Here is a 16,164-nt window from a genome sequence, read left to right on the forward strand (position 1 = left end):
TTTACGCCTGACCCGAAAGTCGATTCAGTTGATTGGTAAACCGCTTGTGGGGCGGATACAGGTCGCGCGCTTTCTCAAGATAGGGGCTTGCCTTGTTCTTGTTCCCGCGCCGCATGTGTATCTGGCCCGCCATGCCCTGAATAACGACGGTCACGTCATCAAGATCGGCAGCTTTCAGAATAAGCTTCTCGCCCTGCCCGATCTTGCCCGTCCGCTCAAGCAAGCGACCCATGGCGAACATGAGAAACGGGCTTTCCGGGTCACAAGCCAGCGCCTCTGACATCGCTCGATGGGCAGCTACGGTATCGCCTTCTGCTTCGAAAAGTTCGGACAGCCGCTTTTGGTACAAGGCACTTTCCGGCACTTCAGCTACGATCTGGCGGGTTTTATCAATGGCGTGGGCCCCCGACAATTCCCCCAGATGCCTCTGTAGTATCACCCTCGCGCCCAACAATCGCGGGTCGTCTGCTGGTACGTCGTGAATCTCATCGAGTGAGGTAGAAAGCGCTTCCAATCTTTGTTGGTGATCAAAGATACGACTTGCGCGTTGATCCAGCGCCAACTCGGCCCAATCCAAGAGTATGAAATCGAAGTTGCAAGGACGCCTGACGACAACCTTACGCTGAACCAGATACAGGTTATTGAACGGTGCAAACCGGCGTTGCCGAACGACCTTTTGCAATGACCAGTCCACAGGCGGCATCAGCCTAAGCGCGAGTTGAGCACGGTAGAGCATTCTGGACCCCAGAACCACAATATCCGGTCGTAACGACTTGGACCAGAACGCTTTTGCAAAATGGTGTGTCGCCGCATCACGCTTGCCTTGCATGCCGAGAACAGCGCCACGCAAGGCGCACAAAACAGAATAGTCTTCGGGCCAGAGACGCGGGTTCTGCAATCCCTCTTTGGCAAGTGCCTCGCTTTCCTGCCACTTCGACAGGTAAAAACAGTTCAGGGATTGCAGAAGTGGCATAAAGGCGTTGTCGGCCCCGGCGTCCAGAATAGGTTTCGCATTATCATACGCCTCTTCGCAGCGATCCTGCGCTGACAGATATTGCACCGCCTTTGAATAGATATGCGCCGCCTCTGAGGGATTCAGAAAGGCCGATGGCCCCTTCGCAACCCGTTCGATGAACCGCGCATTGGCCGCCTGCATCTCATCCTTGGACAATACATCGCGGAACACTTTACGCTGCTGCCCCGAAATCCGGGCTGCAGCCATCGAAAAGCCAGATATGTGTGGCGCGATCACCTGATCCGCCCGTGACATCGCAAAAAGCTCAAGAAAGTCCCGCTGCGCCCGGGTCAGAGCCGACAGATCAGCGATATCCGACATCTGCATGAGCTCCGGAAACCGTTGCTTGAAACGGTCTATCACCTCTGGCTGATCCGAAAACATGATCACCGTCTGGCCTTTGGATTTCTCCAGATGGGCCTCGTAAAACTCGTCAGGTTCGATCTTGGCGGGCCAGATCGAATGCTTCCATGGTAATCCGTTCAGGATTTCTCCGCGCCGAATGTGGTAAGCCGAAACCCCCTGCCCCGAGAGCTTCCGATCCGCGCGATCCATGATCTGACGAACCTCATCCACAAATCCAACGCTATGTATGAAATCGCGATAGCGGGGACGGATGGTTTCGATATCTTCCCACGGGAAGACCAATATCTCGCTCGCTTCTTCGACCAGAACCGAACGGCCAGACGCCAAATGGTCGATCAGCCGCTCGGGCGATGGATCGTGTTGGAAGGCCCAAATTGGCAGAGCGGTCGCGCTTATCGTGTCGAACTCTGCCTGATCAAGGAAATGCGCATCCATCCAGTCTTTGGTGAATAACTCCTCGGGATGATCCAACTCCGGCGCATCGGCGCCTTGCGGGAACCAGTTCACCCGGTAGTCTGTCCCAAAGTCTTCGGCCAGACGGAAACAGGTCAGGATCATCAGCAGGCGCGCGCCCAAACAATCCGTACGCTGACCAATGAAAACGCCACGCGTTTGGATCATTGCGCGATCCGGGTGGTCAATGCCCTGCCAATTATTCCAATTATCTGATACATACAGACATTCCCAAACCACGTTCGCCTAAGGTCTTACACAACCGCTACAGTTGAGGCGAGATGCGAAAAACGCGGTGTTTCGCAATTTGTTGCAACGCGAGGTTAAGCAACCGCCGGACGGGCCTGCGACAAGTCCGGAGAAATGCGAATGGCCTGCGAGATCAAGTTCAGGCGCGCGATTGAGCGCTGGGAAATGATATCCGCCGGAATGCGTGTGGCCGCTGCCAAGGCGTCCGTCAGTGAAACGCCGACATCCGTTGTCAACACGCGCAGCGCGGTGGTCAGGTTCAGATCGGCCCCGGCCAGGGTTCCATCCGGTAAGGTCAGCCTGCTGTTTTCACGTTGGATGACACGCCCTTCCAGCTTGAATTCCTGCAGATCCGTTCCGGCAACGGCCATCGCGTCGCTCACCAGAAACAGATGCCCCGGCCCCTGTTTAGCTGCAAAGGCGGCGCGCATCGTCTGCGGGTGAACATGGACTGCATCCGCTATCAACCCGGCAGACATCGCACCGCTGGACAAGACTGCGCCAACCAGCCCCGGTTCGCGGTTGCCCAACTGACTCATCGCGTTAAACAAATGGGTGGCGCAGTGCGCGCCCGCCTGTGCGTAAGCCACGCAGGTTTGAAACTCGGCATCACTGTGCCCCAACGACACGATGACCCCCGCCTTGCTGAGCGTTTCGACCTGAGCAATCGTGACACTTTCAGGCGCAAGCGTGACCATCAATGCAGGCAACGCCCCTGCCGCTTCTATCAGCTGTGCAAGATCAGCGTCCTGCATCCGGCGGATCAGCCCGCCGTCATGCGCGCCCTTGCGTCGCACCGAGAGATGCGGCCCCTCAAGATGCAAGCCGACAATCCCCTGAACTCCGCGCTGAATTGCCTGAGAAGCAGCAGAAATGGCAGCCGTTGTCTTTTCGGGCGTGTCCGTGATCAGCGTCGGAAGGATCGACGTCGCGCCAAGCTTGCGATGAGCCGCCGCAATACGCTGTAATGTCTCGACCGATGGATCGTCGTTGAACATGACGCCTCCGCCGCCATTCACCTGCAAATCTACAAAGCCGGGGCTTAAAATATCGCCCGACAGATCCTGAACCATCTCATCCGAAGGCAACTCGGCTTCGGGCAAAATACTGTCGAGCAGCCCGCCGACGAAACGGGCGGCGTGGCCGTCCTTCAGGGTTTTACCATCAAAGATAGGCCCGCCCGTGAAGGTGATCGTCGCATCGGTCATACCGTCTCCGTCACTTTCCGGAGGTGACGCGGTGCATCGGGATTGATGCCCCGGCGCGTGGCCACAGTTTCGACCATACCGTAGAACGAAGCGATCGAGGCTACCGGATCTGTCATCCAGTGCGTGGTGCGGACATGTGGTAGCCTCACGGCATCAGACACCTGATTGGTCGTTGCGAAGACTTTTGCGCCCTTAGCTGCGAGCGCATCGGCGACTTCGGCGATGTTGGCCTCAGCCGCGTCTCCGGACGAGAACGCAATCACCGGAAAGCCCTGATCCACGATCGAAACCGGGCCATGCAGAACTTCGGCCGAGGAATAGCTTTCCGCATGAATCTGGCAGGTTTCCTTGAATTTCAGCGCCGCCTCATTCGAAATTGCCCAGGACATCCCACGTCCCAAAGTGAACAGGGATTGGCCATCGACTGCCTCGACCACCGCACTCCAATCGCAGGTGATCGCCCGCGATAAATCTTCCGGCAATTTGTGAATTGCAGCCAGCAAAGTGTCATCACCCTTTACCTCGGCCAGCAACCAAAGCCCGGCGACCAGAGAGGTGACGAAAGTCTTGGTGGCAGCCACGCTAAGCTCGGGGCCTGCAAGGATGGGCAGAGCCGAGGTGGCGTTCTGGGCCAGTGCAGACGTGGTATCGTTCGTGATCGCCACCGAATACGCGCCGCCTTCTGTCAGGGACTTCGTCAGCTGTACGATGTCGGGGCTTTGACCCGATTGGGATACCGAAATACACAGCGCCCCGGGGCATCGCATATCGACCCCGTAGATCGATTTCACGCTCGGCCCAACCGAGGCCATGGGCAGGCCCAGCAGCAGTTCTGAAGCGTATTTCAGATAGCTGCAGGCATGGTCCGACGAACCTCGCGCAACCGAAATCAGGAAGCCGGGATCGTGCGCGCGGATCGCGCTTGCGGTCTTTGTAATCGCCGTGGCACCATCAGTGAGAAGCCGATCAACGGCAAAAGGTATCTCATTGATTTCCCGCCGCATTTGAGTTGTATCGCTGGACATGAGCCCCACCTTTCAGGTTGACAGACGCAGCTCTGCCACGAAATCGTAAGCATCGCCGTGATAGATGGATCGGGTCAGTTCAGCAACGCGCCCGCTTTCTAGATACGAGGTCCGCTGAATGCGCAGCCCCGCCGTACCTTCAGCAACGTCCAGCAATCCAGCCTCGGTTGCTTCGAGATTGATGGCCGAGATTTTCTGGATCGCACGCACCGGGCGATTGCCCGAGTGTTCGAGAAAAGCGTAGAGCGATCCGGTAACCTCAGTCGGGTTAGGTAATATATCCAGCGGCAACGCCGCGCGTTCCAGCGCCATCGGTCGCCCGCCAGCCGCGCGCAGACGATGAATGCGGGCGACCTGATCACTCGCCGATAGGCCCAGCGCCAGCATTTCATCAGGTGACGGCAGGAATATTCCGCGCTCCAACCAGGTTGAAGTCGTTTCAAAACCGCGCCTCTCCATGTCTTCGGTGAACGAGGTCAGGTGCGACAGCGACTGCTCAACCCGTGCAACCGCTTGACGCACGAATGACCCCGAGCCTTGCCGCTGTTCAATCGCGCCTTTGCGCACAAGTTCCTGAATCGCCTTGCGGACCGTCACCCGCGACAAGTCCGTCAGCTCGGCAATCTCGCGCTCGGGCGGGAGTGAACTGTTCGGGGCCAGAATACCCTCTTCAATCCCCTGCTCCAGCCGCTGCCGCAGCTGTACGTATCGGGGACCGGCGGTCTGACCCAGCCAACCCTCGGGCCGCAAGAAGTCAGCAACGCTCATGTCGGGTCTCCTTTTGAAAGGCGTGGGCCAACGCGATGGCACCGGTCAACGGATCGCCCAGCGGATCGGCCAATTCCTGTTGCATCTGTGCGGGAAGAAATTCCGCGTATTGCGGGCCGATGCCGCCGGTCAGGCAGATCGAAAGGCCGGGCATCCAGCCCATCGCCAACATCTGATCCGCCAGATACTGTGCACTATCCTCCATGATCGACAGCGCAAGCGCATCTCCTTGCTTTGCGTGTTGCGTGACAACAGGCGCCAGCGCTCCGAACTCAGTAGGCGACATCTTGGAGGCGGTCCTGACAATCCCAGCAGCGCCATCAAAACGCGACAACAGGCTGTCCGCCAAATCAGACGCAGGCTTCAGAGCGTCCACACAGTCAAGCGTAAAGGCCAAAGCCCGCCGCCCAACCCATTGCGCCGAGGCCTGATCCCCGAGAACAGGTCCCCAGCCCCCGGCAAATGACCTGCGATCCCCATTCTGGACCGCCAGAAAAGAACCCGTTCCGCAATGCGCTACGAAACCGTCTTTCGAACCCAACGCACCACGTAATGCGGCGGGCCTGTCATCTTCAATCAGAACATGGTCAAATGGCAGCTTTTCTGCCAGCCGATCAGCCAGCGCGCGCCCCGTGATACCGGCCAGCCCCAAGTAGGCTGGCGCACGAGCGATTTGAGTTGCCTCTAATCCGGCACGTCGGGCCAAAGCAGCAATTCCGTGCATCAACTCAGCGCAGGTTGCGTCAAAATCGGTTGATACATTTGCCGCACCAACCTCGACACACTGAACCGCAGAGCCATCTGAAACAGCAAGACGGCAGCGTGTTCCACCGCCATCAGCGGCCAGCACAATGGTATCAGAAGGGCGACTCATGGAGATACCTTTATAATACCTATTTCTAATTTTGAAGACCAAATTACACAATAATGCAGTAATAATTGTCTAGATCTTGAAAATAGAGGGCGTAAAAAATAAAATGGTAGACTAATGGTATCTAAAAGGTATGATATTCAAAATCTCGGGGGAGAATCACGTGACCAAGCCAGTTACCGAACAGCTACATCAAGACGCGATCGGACTTGACGCCCGACCGCTGACTGAGGTGGCCGAGCTGCTGGCCCGCTCGCAAGCCGACGCTGCCGCTGCCCCGCTTTCCTCGCTGCCCACCCTCTGCGCAGGCGCAAAAGCTATGGCGCAATCCATCCGATCGGGCGGGGTTTTGCGCTATTTGGCGGCAGGCTCTTCCGGCTTGATGGCCGCCTCGGATGCGCTGGAACTGGGGGGAACTTTTTCGATACCAGCCCGCCAGATTCGCATCCACATGGCAGGTGGATTGCCCTCAGGGGTAGAGATGCCGGGAGATGTCGAAGATGCCACCGACAGCCTTGCCCGAGACCTGGCCGATCTTTCTGCCAAAGACACCTTGATCACCGTCTCGGCCAGCGGAACCACACCGTACACAACCGCAGCAGCGCGGATCGCGCGGGACAGAGGCGCCACAGTTATCGGCATTGCCAATAACGGGGGCACCGAACTGTTGCAGCTTTCTGACCATCCAATCCTGCTTTCCACACCACCTGAACTGATCTCGGGCTCTACCCGCATGGGCGCTGGTACAGCGCAGAAAATCGCACTGAACATGCTTTCGACGCTGATGGCGATGGAACTGGGGCATATTCAGGACGGCATGATGATCAATTTGCGCGCTGACAATGACAAGCTACGCGCCCGAGCCAACGGGATCGTCTGTCAGTTGACCGGTGTTTCCTCCGCGCAGGCTACAAAGGCGTTGACTGCGGCAGAGGGCAACCTCAAATGCGCGGCCCTTTTGGCTGTAGGCGCAGGGTCCCTGGACGCGGCGCATGCAATGCTAAGCAACACCGACGATCACCTCCGCCCTGCGCTGGAGCGGATGAAACAAAACCAAGAAACCATCAACCTGGGAGATATCAAATGACACGCAAAGTTCTGAGCCTTGCCATGATGAGCACGGCGCTGGTCACAAGCGCCTATGCGCAAGAGGCCACTTTGACCATCGAAAGTTGGCGAAACGACGATCTGGCGTTGTGGCAGGAAAAGATCATTCCGGCGTTCGAGGCCGAGAATCCCGGCATCAAAGTAATATTCTCGCCCTCTGCACCGGCAGAATACAACGCTGTCTTAAACTCAAAGCTCGAGGCCGGATCGGCTGGCGATCTGATTACCTGCCGTCCGTTTGATGCCTCGCTTGCGCTATACGAGTCGGGGCACCTGACCGATCTGTCTGATCTTGAGGCCATGGGAAACTTCTCGGACGTGGCCAAATCTGCGTGGCAAACCGATGACGGTTCTGCCAGTTTCTGCGTCCCGATGGCGTCTGTGATTCACGGCTTCATCTACAACAAAGATGCGTTCAATGAGTTGGGCATCGAAGTTCCAACTACCGAAGCTGAGTTCTTTGCCGCCCTCGATAAGATCAAGGAAGACGGTACCTATATCCCGATGGCGATGGGCACCAATGACCAGTGGGAAGCCGCAACGATGGGCTATAACAATATCGGCCCAAACTACTGGAAAGGTGAAGAAGGTCGTCAGGCGCTGATCAAAGGCGAGCAGAAGCTGACCGACCCCCAGTGGGTCGCCCCGTATGCGACACTGGCCAAGTGGGCCGACTATCTCGGCGACGGGTATGAAGCGCAAACCTATCCCGACAGCCAGAACCTGTTCACGCTGGGTCGTGCAGCGGTCTATCCAGCAGGCAGCTGGGAAATCTCGGGCTTCAACACGCAGGCCGATTTCGAAATGGGCGCCTTTAAGCCACCGGTCCAGAACGCGGGCGATACCTGCTATATTTCGGACCACACCGATATCGGCATTGGTATGAACGCCGCGAGCGAGAACCAGGAAGCTGCGCGCACCTTCCTGGCTTGGGTCGCAAGCCCGGAATTCGCCAGCATCTTCGGTAACGCCCTACCTGGTTTCTTCCCGCTGTCCAGCACTCCGGTCGAGCTGGAAGATCCACTGGCCAAGGAAATCGTCGGTTGGCGGGATGAGTGCGAAAGCACAATCCGCTCGACCTACCAAATCCTGTCGCGCGGCACGCCGAACCTCGAAAACGAGACTTGGGGTGCATCCGTTGCAGCCATCAAGGGTGCCGAGACACCCGAGGCACTGGGTCAGCAACTGCAAGACGGTCTGGCCAGCTGGTACGCGCCACATCAGTAACACCTAGGCCACTCACACCGGACGCGGCCACCGCGTCGCGTCCGGACCTTTCCCCCGGAGATTCCCATGCAGACCCGCCGCATACGCTGGCACATTGCCGTTTTCCTCGCCCCTGCGGTGCTGGTCTACACGGCAGTGATGATCTTCCCCTTGTTCAACACACTGCGCCTCGCACTGTTCTCCGAGGTTGATCAGACACGTATCTACGTGGGCTTGCAGAATTTCCGCACCCTGTTCTTCGATCCGATCTGGTCCGAGCAGTTCTGGAACGCTTTGGGCAACAACTTCTGGTTCTTCCTGATCCACATGCTGGTTCAGAACCCCATCGGCATCGCTTTGGCCGCGCTTTTGTCGCATCCACGCTTGCGGTTTGCCGCGCTCTATCGGTCCGCGATCTTCATTCCGACCATTCTGAGCTTTGTGATCGTCGGTTTCGCGTGGAAGCTGATATTGTCCCCGCTTTGGGGCATCGCACCTTCAATGCTGGACGCCATTGGTCTGAAGTCGCTGTTTGCACCATGGCTGGGCAAGGAAGAATACGCGCTGACGACACTGGCACTTGTCTCGGTCTGGCAATTCGTCGGCATCCCGATGATGTTGATCTACGCCGCCCTGCTGTCGATCCCCGAAGAGATCCTTGAAGCTGGAGAAATAGACGGCATCACTGGCGCTTCGGCGTTCTGGAAGATCAAGCTGCCGTTGATCATTCCCTCGATTGGCATCATCTCGATCCTGACATTCGTCGGCAATTTCAACGCGTTCGACCTGATCTACGTCTCGCAAGGTGCGCTGGCAGGGCCGGATTTCTCAACCGATATCCTAGGCACCTTCATGTACCGCACCTTCTTTGGCTTCCAACTGCAACTGGGCGACCCGCATATGGGCTCCGCCATCGCTGGCGCCATGTTCGCGATCATCCTTGTGGGTGTCTGCATCTACCTCTTCGGCATCCAGACCCGGATGCGCCGGTATCAGCTGTGAGGGTGAACGCATGAACAAAGCACGCCATAACCCGCTGAACACGGCCGCCATGCACGGGGCGCTGATCCTCTACACGTTGATTGCCCTCTTCCCGGTCTTCGTGATCATCATCAACAGCTTCAAAACCCGACGCTCGATTTTCCGCGAGCCACTCGCCCTGCCCGATGCCGAAAGCTTCTCGCTGATCGGTTACCAGACGGTGATGAAACAAGGGGATTTCTTCCTTTATTTCCAGAACTCGCTGATCGTGACCGTGGTGTCGCTGGCCTTCGTTCTGCTATTTGGCGCCATGGCTGCCTTTGCCCTGAGCGAGTACAAGTTCAAAGGCAACACCCTGATGGGCCTCTATCTGGCCCTTGGGATCATGATCCCGATCCGCATCGGCACTGTTGCGATACTTGAGATGATGGTTGCCACCGGGTTGGTGAACACCCTCTGGGCGCTGATCCTTGTCTATACTGCACAAGGGCTGCCGCTAGCCGTGTTCATACTGTCCGAATTCATGCGACAGGTCTCAGACGACCTGAAGAACGCAGGCCGCGTCGATGGGCTGTCCGAATACACCATCTTCTTCCGGTTGGTTCTGCCGCTGGTCCGCCCCGCCATGGCAACGGTCGCCGTTTTCAACATGATCCCCATCTGGAACGACCTCTGGTTCCCGCTGATCCTCGCGCCCGCTGAGGAGACTAAAACCCTGACACTGGGCAGCCAGGTCTTCATCGGCCAGTTCGTCACTGACTGGAACGCGGTTCTGTCGGCACTCAGCATGGCAATCCTGCCGGTACTAGTGCTCTACGTCATCTTCTCGCGCCAGCTGATCCGCGGCATTACTTCAGGAGCAGTCAAATGACCAAAGTTCTGATCGCTGGCCTCGGCAATATGGGGCTGAGCCACGCTTTGGCCCACCATCATCACCCGGACGCGCAGATTGTTGGGTTGGTGAACCGATCCGGTCGCGTGGATCATCCAGATCTGTCGATCTATCCGGCCTATTCGGATTTTCACACCGCTCTGGCAGAGACCAAGCCCGATCTGGTGGTCGTGGCGACCTACTCCGACAGCCACGCCGATTTCGCCTGCGCGGCGATGGAGGCCGGGGCGCATGTATTTGTCGAAAAGCCGCTAGCGACCACTGTGGCAGATGCCAAGCGCGTTGTCGAAAAGGCCATTGAAACCGACCGCAAACTGGTGATCGGTTACATCCTGCGCCACCATCCTTCGTGGATGCGCCTGATCGCCGAGGCGCGCGACCTTGGCGGGCCTTACGTCTTCCGACTGAATCTCAACCAACAAAGCAGCGGGGCCGAGTGGGAAACACACAAAGCTCTGATGCAGACCACCTCGCCCATCGTCGATTGCGGTGTGCATTATGTCGACGTGATGTGTCAGATCACTGACTCCGACCCCGTGCGAGTCCACGGCATGGGCCTGCGCCTAAGCGATGAGATCGCCGAAGACATGTACAACTACGGCCAGTTTCAGGTGGTCTTCGAGGACGGCTCGGTCGGCTGGTATGAGGCTGGTTGGGGCCCCATGATGTCCGAAACTGCGTTCTTCGTGAAAGATATCGTGTCGCCCAACGGCTCGGTCTCGATCACCGATGGAAACAAGGGCGCATCCGCCGATATCGACGGACACACCAAGGTCGGCGGCCTTCTGGTTCACCGCCCTGAAGGCGATCAGACAATCGACATGCCCGATGAACCCGGCCATCAGGAACTCTGTGACGCCGAGCAAGCCTATATGTTGCGTGCGATCACTGAAGACATCGACCTGACCCGCCATATGAACGACGCCGTGCAATCGCTGGCCATCTGTCTAGCTGCCGATGAAAGCATCCGCACTGGCCAACCCATTTCGCTGAAAGAGGCACGCACATGACCGCCCTGACGCTGACAAACGTGAACAAGTCCTTCGGAACAGTCGAAGTCCTTAAGGATATCAACATCGAAGTGGAAGATGGCGAGTTCGTCGTTTTCGTCGGCCCCTCGGGTTGCGGCAAGTCCACCCTGCTACGCGTGATCGCGGGGCTGGAGGACGTGACCTCGGGCGAAGTGCGCATTGGCGGAGAGGTGATGAACCTTACGCCCCCCTCGAAACGCGGCATCGCGATGGTGTTCCAAAGCTATGCACTCTATCCCCACCTGAATGTGCGCAAGAACATGTCGCTGGCACTGAAACAGGAAGGCCAGAGCAAGCAGGTCATCGAAGAACGCGTCGCCAAGGCCAGCAAGATGCTGAACCTTGAGCCCTATATCGACCGTTACCCCTCAGAACTGTCAGGCGGCCAGCGCCAACGTGTCGCCATCGGGCGTGCCATCGTGCGTGAACCCAAACTGTTTCTGTTTGACGAACCTTTATCCAATCTGGACGCCGCCCTGCGTATGAATACGCGACTGGAAATCGCCAACCTGCATCAGCAGCTCGATGCATCGATGATCTACGTCACCCACGACCAGACCGAGGCGATGACACTCGCCGACAAGATCGTCGTCCTGCGCGACGGGCGCGTTGAACAGGTTGGCAGCCCGATGGAGCTATATAATAACCCCGCCAACCAGTTCGTCGCGGGTTTCCTTGGCGCTCCGTCGATGAATTTCTTCCCCGCCAGCGTAATCGGCGACAGCGCGGACACAACATTGGGCATCCGCCCAGAGGACTTGTACTTATCCGACGAAGGCCCCCTGACCGCAAACGTGACCCATGTTGAGCATCTGGGTGGAGACACAAACGTGATCGCGATGATGCAAGACCACCAGATAACCGCGCGCCTGTTCGGCCAGCATCAGGTCAACGCTGGTGAATCCGTCCATTTCGGCTACGCCCATGATCGAACCTATCGCTTCAACCAACAGGGCGCCCGTCTCACCTGACAATTTCGGGTAAAGATCTCAGGATGTTGGTGCGGTCGAGAAGACTCGAACTTCCACGGGTGTTACCCCACAGCGACCTCAACGCTGCGCGTCTACCAATTCCGCCACGACCGCACTGCCAATGACTTGGTAGAGGGGCGTATAGACGCTGAGCCGCGCGATGTGAAGAGGCAAAAACACAGCCGATTGAAATCACGTGCTTTAGCCATATCTAACCGCGATACAATGCAATCTGGAGCAGCCATGCCCTCGCCCGATCCCCGCCCTACAGTGCAGATTGATGTCGTCTCGGATGTGGTCTGTCCGTGGTGTATTGTCGGCTTTCGTCAACTCGATGCCGCACTGAAGCAAGAGAATGTGCTGGCCCGATTGCGCTGGCATCCGTTCGAACTGAACCCCAACATGGGGCCAGAGGGACAGAATCTGAGTGAGCATATTGCCGAGAAATATGGCTCGACGCCCGAACAAAGCCAGCAGGCGCGCGAGCGGTTGACTGCGTTGGGCACTGAACTTGGGTTCACCTTCAATTTCACTGATGACAGCAGAATCGTGAACACCTTTGCCGCGCATCAACTGCTTGACTGGGCGGAAACACAGGGGCGTCAGCATCCGCTGAAACTGACCCTGTTCGAAACCTATTTCACCAAGCAACAGGATGTCTCTGACGTCGAAGTGTTGATGGGCGCGGTCGAGACGGCCGGGCTCGACCCGGAGGCGGCGCGAACCGCACTTGAATCAGGTGCGCATGCCCAACCGGTGCGTGAAAAACAAGATTTCTGGACCAGCCGAGGCATCTCGGGCGTGCCTTCGATGGTGTTTGGAGGGAAATATCTGCTGACCGGCGCACAGGGCACGGACACTTATGCGCAAGTCCTGCAACGCTGCCTGGCCGAGGCCGCCTGACCCCTTCCCCCTGCCCCGCAGACGGTCTAAGGAACGAGCATGGAATGGAAGACTACCGACGGGCTAATCGACTACGACGAGGCCACTGCCTTCATGGAGGCGCGCGTTGCCGCGATTGCAGCGGGTGAGGCGGACGAATGCATTTGGCTGTTGGAACACCCTCCGCTTTATACCGCTGGGACTTCTGCCAAGCGAGAAGATCTGACCGATCCGGATCGCTTTCCGGTCTATGAAAGCAAGCGCGGTGGACAGTACACCTATCACGGCCCCGGTCAGCGCGTTGTTTACGTCATGCTTGATGTGGGCAAACGCGGTCATGATGTGCGCCGCTTTGTGCAGCAGCTTGAGGCATGGGTGATTGCGGCTCTGGCCGAGTTCAATGTCACCGGTGAGATCCGCGACGGCCGCGTGGGCGTCTGGGTGCAACGGCAAGACAAGCCGCTGACGATCACCGGCCAGCCAGCCGAGGACAAGATCGCGGCCATCGGCATTCGCCTGCGGAAATGGATCAGCTTTCACGGCATCTCAATCAATGTCGAGCCGGACCTGTCACATTTCACCGGAATCGTGCCCTGCGGAATTCAGGAACACGGGGTGACCTCACTGGTCGATCTTGGGTTGCCGGTGACCATGGATGACGTCGATGTTGCGCTAAAAAAGACCTTTGATGAGGTCTTCGCCACCGAGGGCGCCTAGTTTATAGGTGATTCCACGTATTCGGATAGATCTGGCCAGAATACGCAAAAGACAATGCTAGTATTTGGGGCACTCTGTTTCGAAAATCATTCAGAAAATTCCTTTGAATGGCCTCAATTCGCCTCAAATTCAGGGATTCTTCACATCCTCTCCTTACAAACGCCATCTGACCACATAGTATGTAATGACCGTTCATGAGTGAGTGGTGTGTTAACCGGTGATCTCAGGGCTGCCCTGCGAAATCCGTGAAAGTGTTTGGTTACGAGTCTGCCGTTCCGACCCCATATCGGAACGGCAATTCTCGTTTTAGGCCCCTAAATCTGTTGATGCCCAAATCGGGTTGATCCGACGCAAGCGTGCCCGCTGGCTTCGATTTCAAGCGTAACATGACCAAGCCCAAACTTGTTCTGCAGAACCTGCTTGACCATCACCCGGATATCCTCGGCACTATCTTGTGCGTCGGGTTTGATGACCAGATGCGCCGACAGCGCGGGCTCACGCTCCTGCATGCTCCACAGATGGATGTGGTGAACTCCTGCCACGCCCGATACGCCTTCAATGGCTGTGGCGACCTCTTCCGGATCCAATTCTGTTGGCGCGCCCAACATCAGAACGCGTATGGTTTCACCGATCTCGGATTTGACGTGCCAAAGGATGTAAAGTGAGATCATGATGGTGACCGCTGGGTCGACCCAAGTCCAGTTGAAGACAATTACAGCGGTACCTGCGACAATCACGGCGACGGACCCCAATGCATCGGCCACATTGTGCAGGAATGCCGCACGAATATTCATGCTGTCCTTGGACATGGAATAGGTCAGCATAGCGGTGACAAGGTCGACGACCAATGCGATCCCAGCGATCCAGACAACGATCCAGCCATTAACCGGCTCGGGCTCGACAAACCGCATTACGCCTTCGTACAGCAGATAGACCGACAGAACGATCAGTGTTGTGTAGTTAACCAGCGCCGCTACAACCTCGGCCCGGCCATACCCGAAACTCATACGCGCGTTTGCGGGTCGACGAGCGATCTTGCGGGCAAAGAATGCGATGACCAGCGCAATCGCATCTGACAGGTTGTGCAAGGCGTCCGCAATCAAGGCGAGCGAACCTGAAATAACCCCGCCCACAACCTGTGCCAGCGTCAAGAACATATTGACCGCGATGGCCCAGGCAACGCGCGCATCTCCGGCCTGCGGATCAACATGCGCGTGGCTGTGCCCTTTGTGGGAATGCTGATGAGCCATTTTAGTGAGTCCTATTTTCTGAATCACCATGCTACATAATTCCTCTAGTGACTAGAGGTTCAAGGGGGTGTTTTCGAAAATGAATGCAATCGGGGCTCCCTCATTTCGCACTGGAATCAAAGCACCTACGATCCGGTTCTGGACTTCTACCGCCGTTCAAACCTACTGCGGGTAATCAGCGCCGCTATGACGAAACCGCGCTGCGGCGGTTGCAATGCGTACGCCATGGCCAAGATCTGGCCAGCCGCTGGCCTAATTAGAGGCTTTGCTCACGCTCGAAGGTGCAAATGGAAAAACTTGAACCGGGCTAATGAAATCGCCGAACAGCAGCCTGATGATTTACGAGTCCGGATCGCACGCCTGAAAAGAATGGAACAAGACTGATCCGTATTCCTCAGGCCTGCGACGGGCAGCGCGATTACGCAAGTGTCGTGTTCCATGCGTTTGGTGATCACGACGCCTGCGACAGCTCGCTTCGAAGGTGGATCAGGTCAGTGCCGCGCGGATCTTGTCGGCGTGTTGAGCAATCAGGTCAAAATCGCCCATTTTACCGGGCGGGCGTATCGAGACGCCCTCGTGGCGCGGCAATACATGCACATGCAGGTGAAATACCTCTTGCCCGCCTGCGGCCTCATTGAATTGCTGAACGGTGACGCCATCAGCGTCAAACGCTTCTTTCACAGCGTGAGCCATCTTCTGTACCGTCGCCATCACCGCTGCCAGTTGCTCGGGCGTTGCATCCAGCATGTTGCGACAGGGGGTTTTGGGGATCACCAACAAGTGCCCGTCCGCCCGGGGCATGATATCCATCAGCGCGACGGTGTCGTCGTCTTCATACACACGGTTTGACGGGATTTCTCCGCGCAGGATCTTGGCAAAGACATTTTCGGGATCATAAGCGGTCATTACAGGCCTCCGGTGTTGGACTTACCCGTTGTTCTGAGCCGCCGCTTGATGCGGGTCAAGCGGGTTTCCCCGTCACCACTTGTAATCGCGGACTGAATCCCCAAATCCCTCGCATCCGAGGTCAGATTATCGCGCAGCACAGTCTGCCCGCGACAATTAATCTTGATCCAGATCAAACTCGACCATTGAAGGTCGCCCCTTCGCAATCTAAAACCAGCAGGAATCCCGCGCGTTGGAGAGGTCCGACTGCGCGGTACAGTTGCAAC

At 57.2% G+C, this 16,164-nt stretch carries 15 protein-coding genes and 1 tRNA gene; 8 read left to right on the plus strand and 8 right to left on the minus strand.

Translation table 11 applies throughout. From position 1 onward, the window contains the following. Position 1: 1 nt before the first annotated feature. From ACRZ9U_RS12705 to ACRZ9U_RS12725, 5 genes are all read right to left on the minus strand, one after another. Positions 2 to 2,002, minus strand: coding sequence for a hypothetical protein (locus ACRZ9U_RS12705; RefSeq protein ID WP_170405064.1), 2,001 nt, complete (start codon positions 2,000 to 2,002; stop codon positions 2 to 4). 155 nt (positions 2,003 to 2,157) lie between these two features. Next, positions 2,158 to 3,291, minus strand: coding sequence for an N-acetylglucosamine-6-phosphate deacetylase (gene nagA, locus ACRZ9U_RS12710; protein WP_170405061.1), 1,134 nt, complete (start codon positions 3,289 to 3,291; stop codon positions 2,158 to 2,160). Beyond that, positions 3,288 to 4,316: an SIS domain-containing protein gene (locus tag ACRZ9U_RS12715; RefSeq protein WP_170405058.1), complete on the minus strand. Its 1,029-nt coding sequence runs from the start codon at positions 4,314 to 4,316 to the stop codon at positions 3,288 to 3,290. The genes nagA and ACRZ9U_RS12715 overlap by 4 nt, the downstream gene beginning before the upstream one ends. A gap of 12 nt (positions 4,317 to 4,328) precedes the next feature. Next, positions 4,329 to 5,084, minus strand: coding sequence for a GntR family transcriptional regulator (locus ACRZ9U_RS12720; RefSeq protein ID WP_170393434.1), 756 nt, complete (start codon positions 5,082 to 5,084; stop codon positions 4,329 to 4,331). Beyond that, positions 5,071 to 5,958: a BadF/BadG/BcrA/BcrD ATPase family protein gene (locus tag ACRZ9U_RS12725; RefSeq protein WP_170405055.1), complete on the minus strand. Its 888-nt coding sequence runs from the start codon at positions 5,956 to 5,958 to the stop codon at positions 5,071 to 5,073. The genes ACRZ9U_RS12720 and ACRZ9U_RS12725 overlap by 14 nt, the downstream gene beginning before the upstream one ends. 160 nt (positions 5,959 to 6,118) lie before the next feature. Between ACRZ9U_RS12725 and ACRZ9U_RS12730 the strand changes: the two genes are divergently transcribed. The 6 genes from ACRZ9U_RS12730 to ACRZ9U_RS12755 all read left to right on the plus strand — a co-directional run bounded on the left by ACRZ9U_RS12730 (position 6,119) and on the right by ACRZ9U_RS12755 (position 12,143). Continuing rightward, positions 6,119 to 7,042: an N-acetylmuramic acid 6-phosphate etherase gene (locus ACRZ9U_RS12730; protein WP_170405051.1), complete on the plus strand. Its 924-nt coding sequence runs from the start codon at positions 6,119 to 6,121 to the stop codon at positions 7,040 to 7,042. Next, positions 7,039 to 8,289: an ABC transporter substrate-binding protein gene (locus ACRZ9U_RS12735; protein ID WP_170405048.1), complete on the plus strand. Its 1,251-nt coding sequence runs from the start codon at positions 7,039 to 7,041 to the stop codon at positions 8,287 to 8,289. Before ACRZ9U_RS12730 ends, ACRZ9U_RS12735 begins: the two co-directional genes overlap by 4 nt. 66 nt (positions 8,290 to 8,355) lie before the next feature. Next, complete coding sequence (locus ACRZ9U_RS12740; RefSeq protein WP_170393443.1) at positions 8,356 to 9,270, plus strand: carbohydrate ABC transporter permease; 915 nt, start codon at positions 8,356 to 8,358, stop codon at positions 9,268 to 9,270. A gap of 10 nt (positions 9,271 to 9,280) precedes the next feature. After that, a complete protein-coding gene (locus ACRZ9U_RS12745) occupies positions 9,281 to 10,120 on the plus strand; it encodes a carbohydrate ABC transporter permease (protein ID WP_170393445.1) in 840 nt (279 codons plus the stop codon). Then, positions 10,117 to 11,151 (plus strand): Gfo/Idh/MocA family protein, encoded by a 1,035-nt coding sequence (locus ACRZ9U_RS12750; RefSeq protein WP_170393447.1) that lies wholly within the window; start codon positions 10,117 to 10,119, stop codon positions 11,149 to 11,151. The genes ACRZ9U_RS12745 and ACRZ9U_RS12750 overlap by 4 nt, the downstream gene beginning before the upstream one ends. Further along, on the plus strand, positions 11,148 to 12,143 hold the full coding sequence (locus tag ACRZ9U_RS12755) for an ABC transporter ATP-binding protein (protein WP_170405045.1): 996 nt from the start codon (positions 11,148 to 11,150) through the stop codon (positions 12,141 to 12,143). Before ACRZ9U_RS12750 ends, ACRZ9U_RS12755 begins: the two co-directional genes overlap by 4 nt. Positions 12,144 to 12,170: 27 nt before the next feature. Here the strand turns inward: ACRZ9U_RS12755 and ACRZ9U_RS12760 are convergent. Further along, positions 12,171 to 12,257, minus strand: a tRNA-Leu gene (locus ACRZ9U_RS12760). A gap of 129 nt (positions 12,258 to 12,386) precedes the next feature. Here ACRZ9U_RS12760 and ACRZ9U_RS12765 point away from each other — a divergent pair. Together ACRZ9U_RS12765 and lipB are read left to right on the plus strand one after the other, a co-directional pair. Then, positions 12,387 to 13,046: a DsbA family oxidoreductase gene (locus tag ACRZ9U_RS12765; protein WP_170405042.1), complete on the plus strand. Its 660-nt coding sequence runs from the start codon at positions 12,387 to 12,389 to the stop codon at positions 13,044 to 13,046. Between the two features lie 39 nt (positions 13,047 to 13,085). Continuing rightward, entirely contained in the window at positions 13,086 to 13,742 is a 657-nt protein-coding gene (gene lipB, locus ACRZ9U_RS12770; RefSeq protein ID WP_170393453.1) for a lipoyl(octanoyl) transferase LipB, read from the plus strand. Between the two features lie 314 nt (positions 13,743 to 14,056). On the opposite strand, the gene ACRZ9U_RS12775 is transcribed toward lipB, so the two are convergent. Further along, positions 14,057 to 14,992, minus strand: a complete 936-nt coding sequence (locus ACRZ9U_RS12775) for a cation diffusion facilitator family transporter (protein WP_170405039.1) — start codon at positions 14,990 to 14,992, stop codon at positions 14,057 to 14,059. Between the two features lie 486 nt (positions 14,993 to 15,478). Beyond that, the gene (locus ACRZ9U_RS12780; protein ID WP_170393458.1) at positions 15,479 to 15,898 is read right to left on the minus strand and encodes an HIT family protein; all 420 of its coding nucleotides are present in this window, start codon (positions 15,896 to 15,898) and stop codon (positions 15,479 to 15,481) included. Between the last annotated feature and the right edge of the window lie 266 nt (positions 15,899 to 16,164).

Source organism: Ruegeria sp. D7 (assembly GCF_056534355.1).

Coding starts and splice junctions, on each gene's coding strand:
- ACRZ9U_RS12705 (WP_170405064.1), bottom strand. CDS start 2,002: ATGATCCAAACGCGTGGCGTTTTCATTGGTCAGCGTACGGATTGTTTG.
- nagA (WP_170405061.1), bottom strand. CDS start 3,291: ATGACCGATGCGACGATCACCTTCACGGGCGGGCCTATCTTTGATGGT.
- ACRZ9U_RS12715 (WP_170405058.1), bottom strand. CDS start 4,316: ATGTCCAGCGATACAACTCAAATGCGGCGGGAAATCAATGAGATACCT.
- ACRZ9U_RS12720 (WP_170393434.1), bottom strand. CDS start 5,084: ATGAGCGTTGCTGACTTCTTGCGGCCCGAGGGTTGGCTGGGTCAGACC.
- ACRZ9U_RS12725 (WP_170405055.1), bottom strand. CDS start 5,958: ATGAGTCGCCCTTCTGATACCATTGTGCTGGCCGCTGATGGCGGTGGA.
- ACRZ9U_RS12735 (WP_170405048.1), top strand. CDS start 7,039: ATGACACGCAAAGTTCTGAGCCTTGCCATGATGAGCACGGCGCTGGTC.
- ACRZ9U_RS12740 (WP_170393443.1), top strand. CDS start 8,356: ATGCAGACCCGCCGCATACGCTGGCACATTGCCGTTTTCCTCGCCCCT.
- ACRZ9U_RS12745 (WP_170393445.1), top strand. CDS start 9,281: ATGAACAAAGCACGCCATAACCCGCTGAACACGGCCGCCATGCACGGG.
- ACRZ9U_RS12750 (WP_170393447.1), top strand. CDS start 10,117: ATGACCAAAGTTCTGATCGCTGGCCTCGGCAATATGGGGCTGAGCCAC.
- ACRZ9U_RS12755 (WP_170405045.1), top strand. CDS start 11,148: ATGACCGCCCTGACGCTGACAAACGTGAACAAGTCCTTCGGAACAGTC.
- ACRZ9U_RS12765 (WP_170405042.1), top strand. CDS start 12,387: ATGCCCTCGCCCGATCCCCGCCCTACAGTGCAGATTGATGTCGTCTCG.
- lipB (WP_170393453.1), top strand. CDS start 13,086: ATGGAATGGAAGACTACCGACGGGCTAATCGACTACGACGAGGCCACT.
- ACRZ9U_RS12775 (WP_170405039.1), bottom strand. CDS start 14,992: ATGGCTCATCAGCATTCCCACAAAGGGCACAGCCACGCGCATGTTGAT.
- ACRZ9U_RS12780 (WP_170393458.1), bottom strand. CDS start 15,898: ATGACCGCTTATGATCCCGAAAATGTCTTTGCCAAGATCCTGCGCGGA.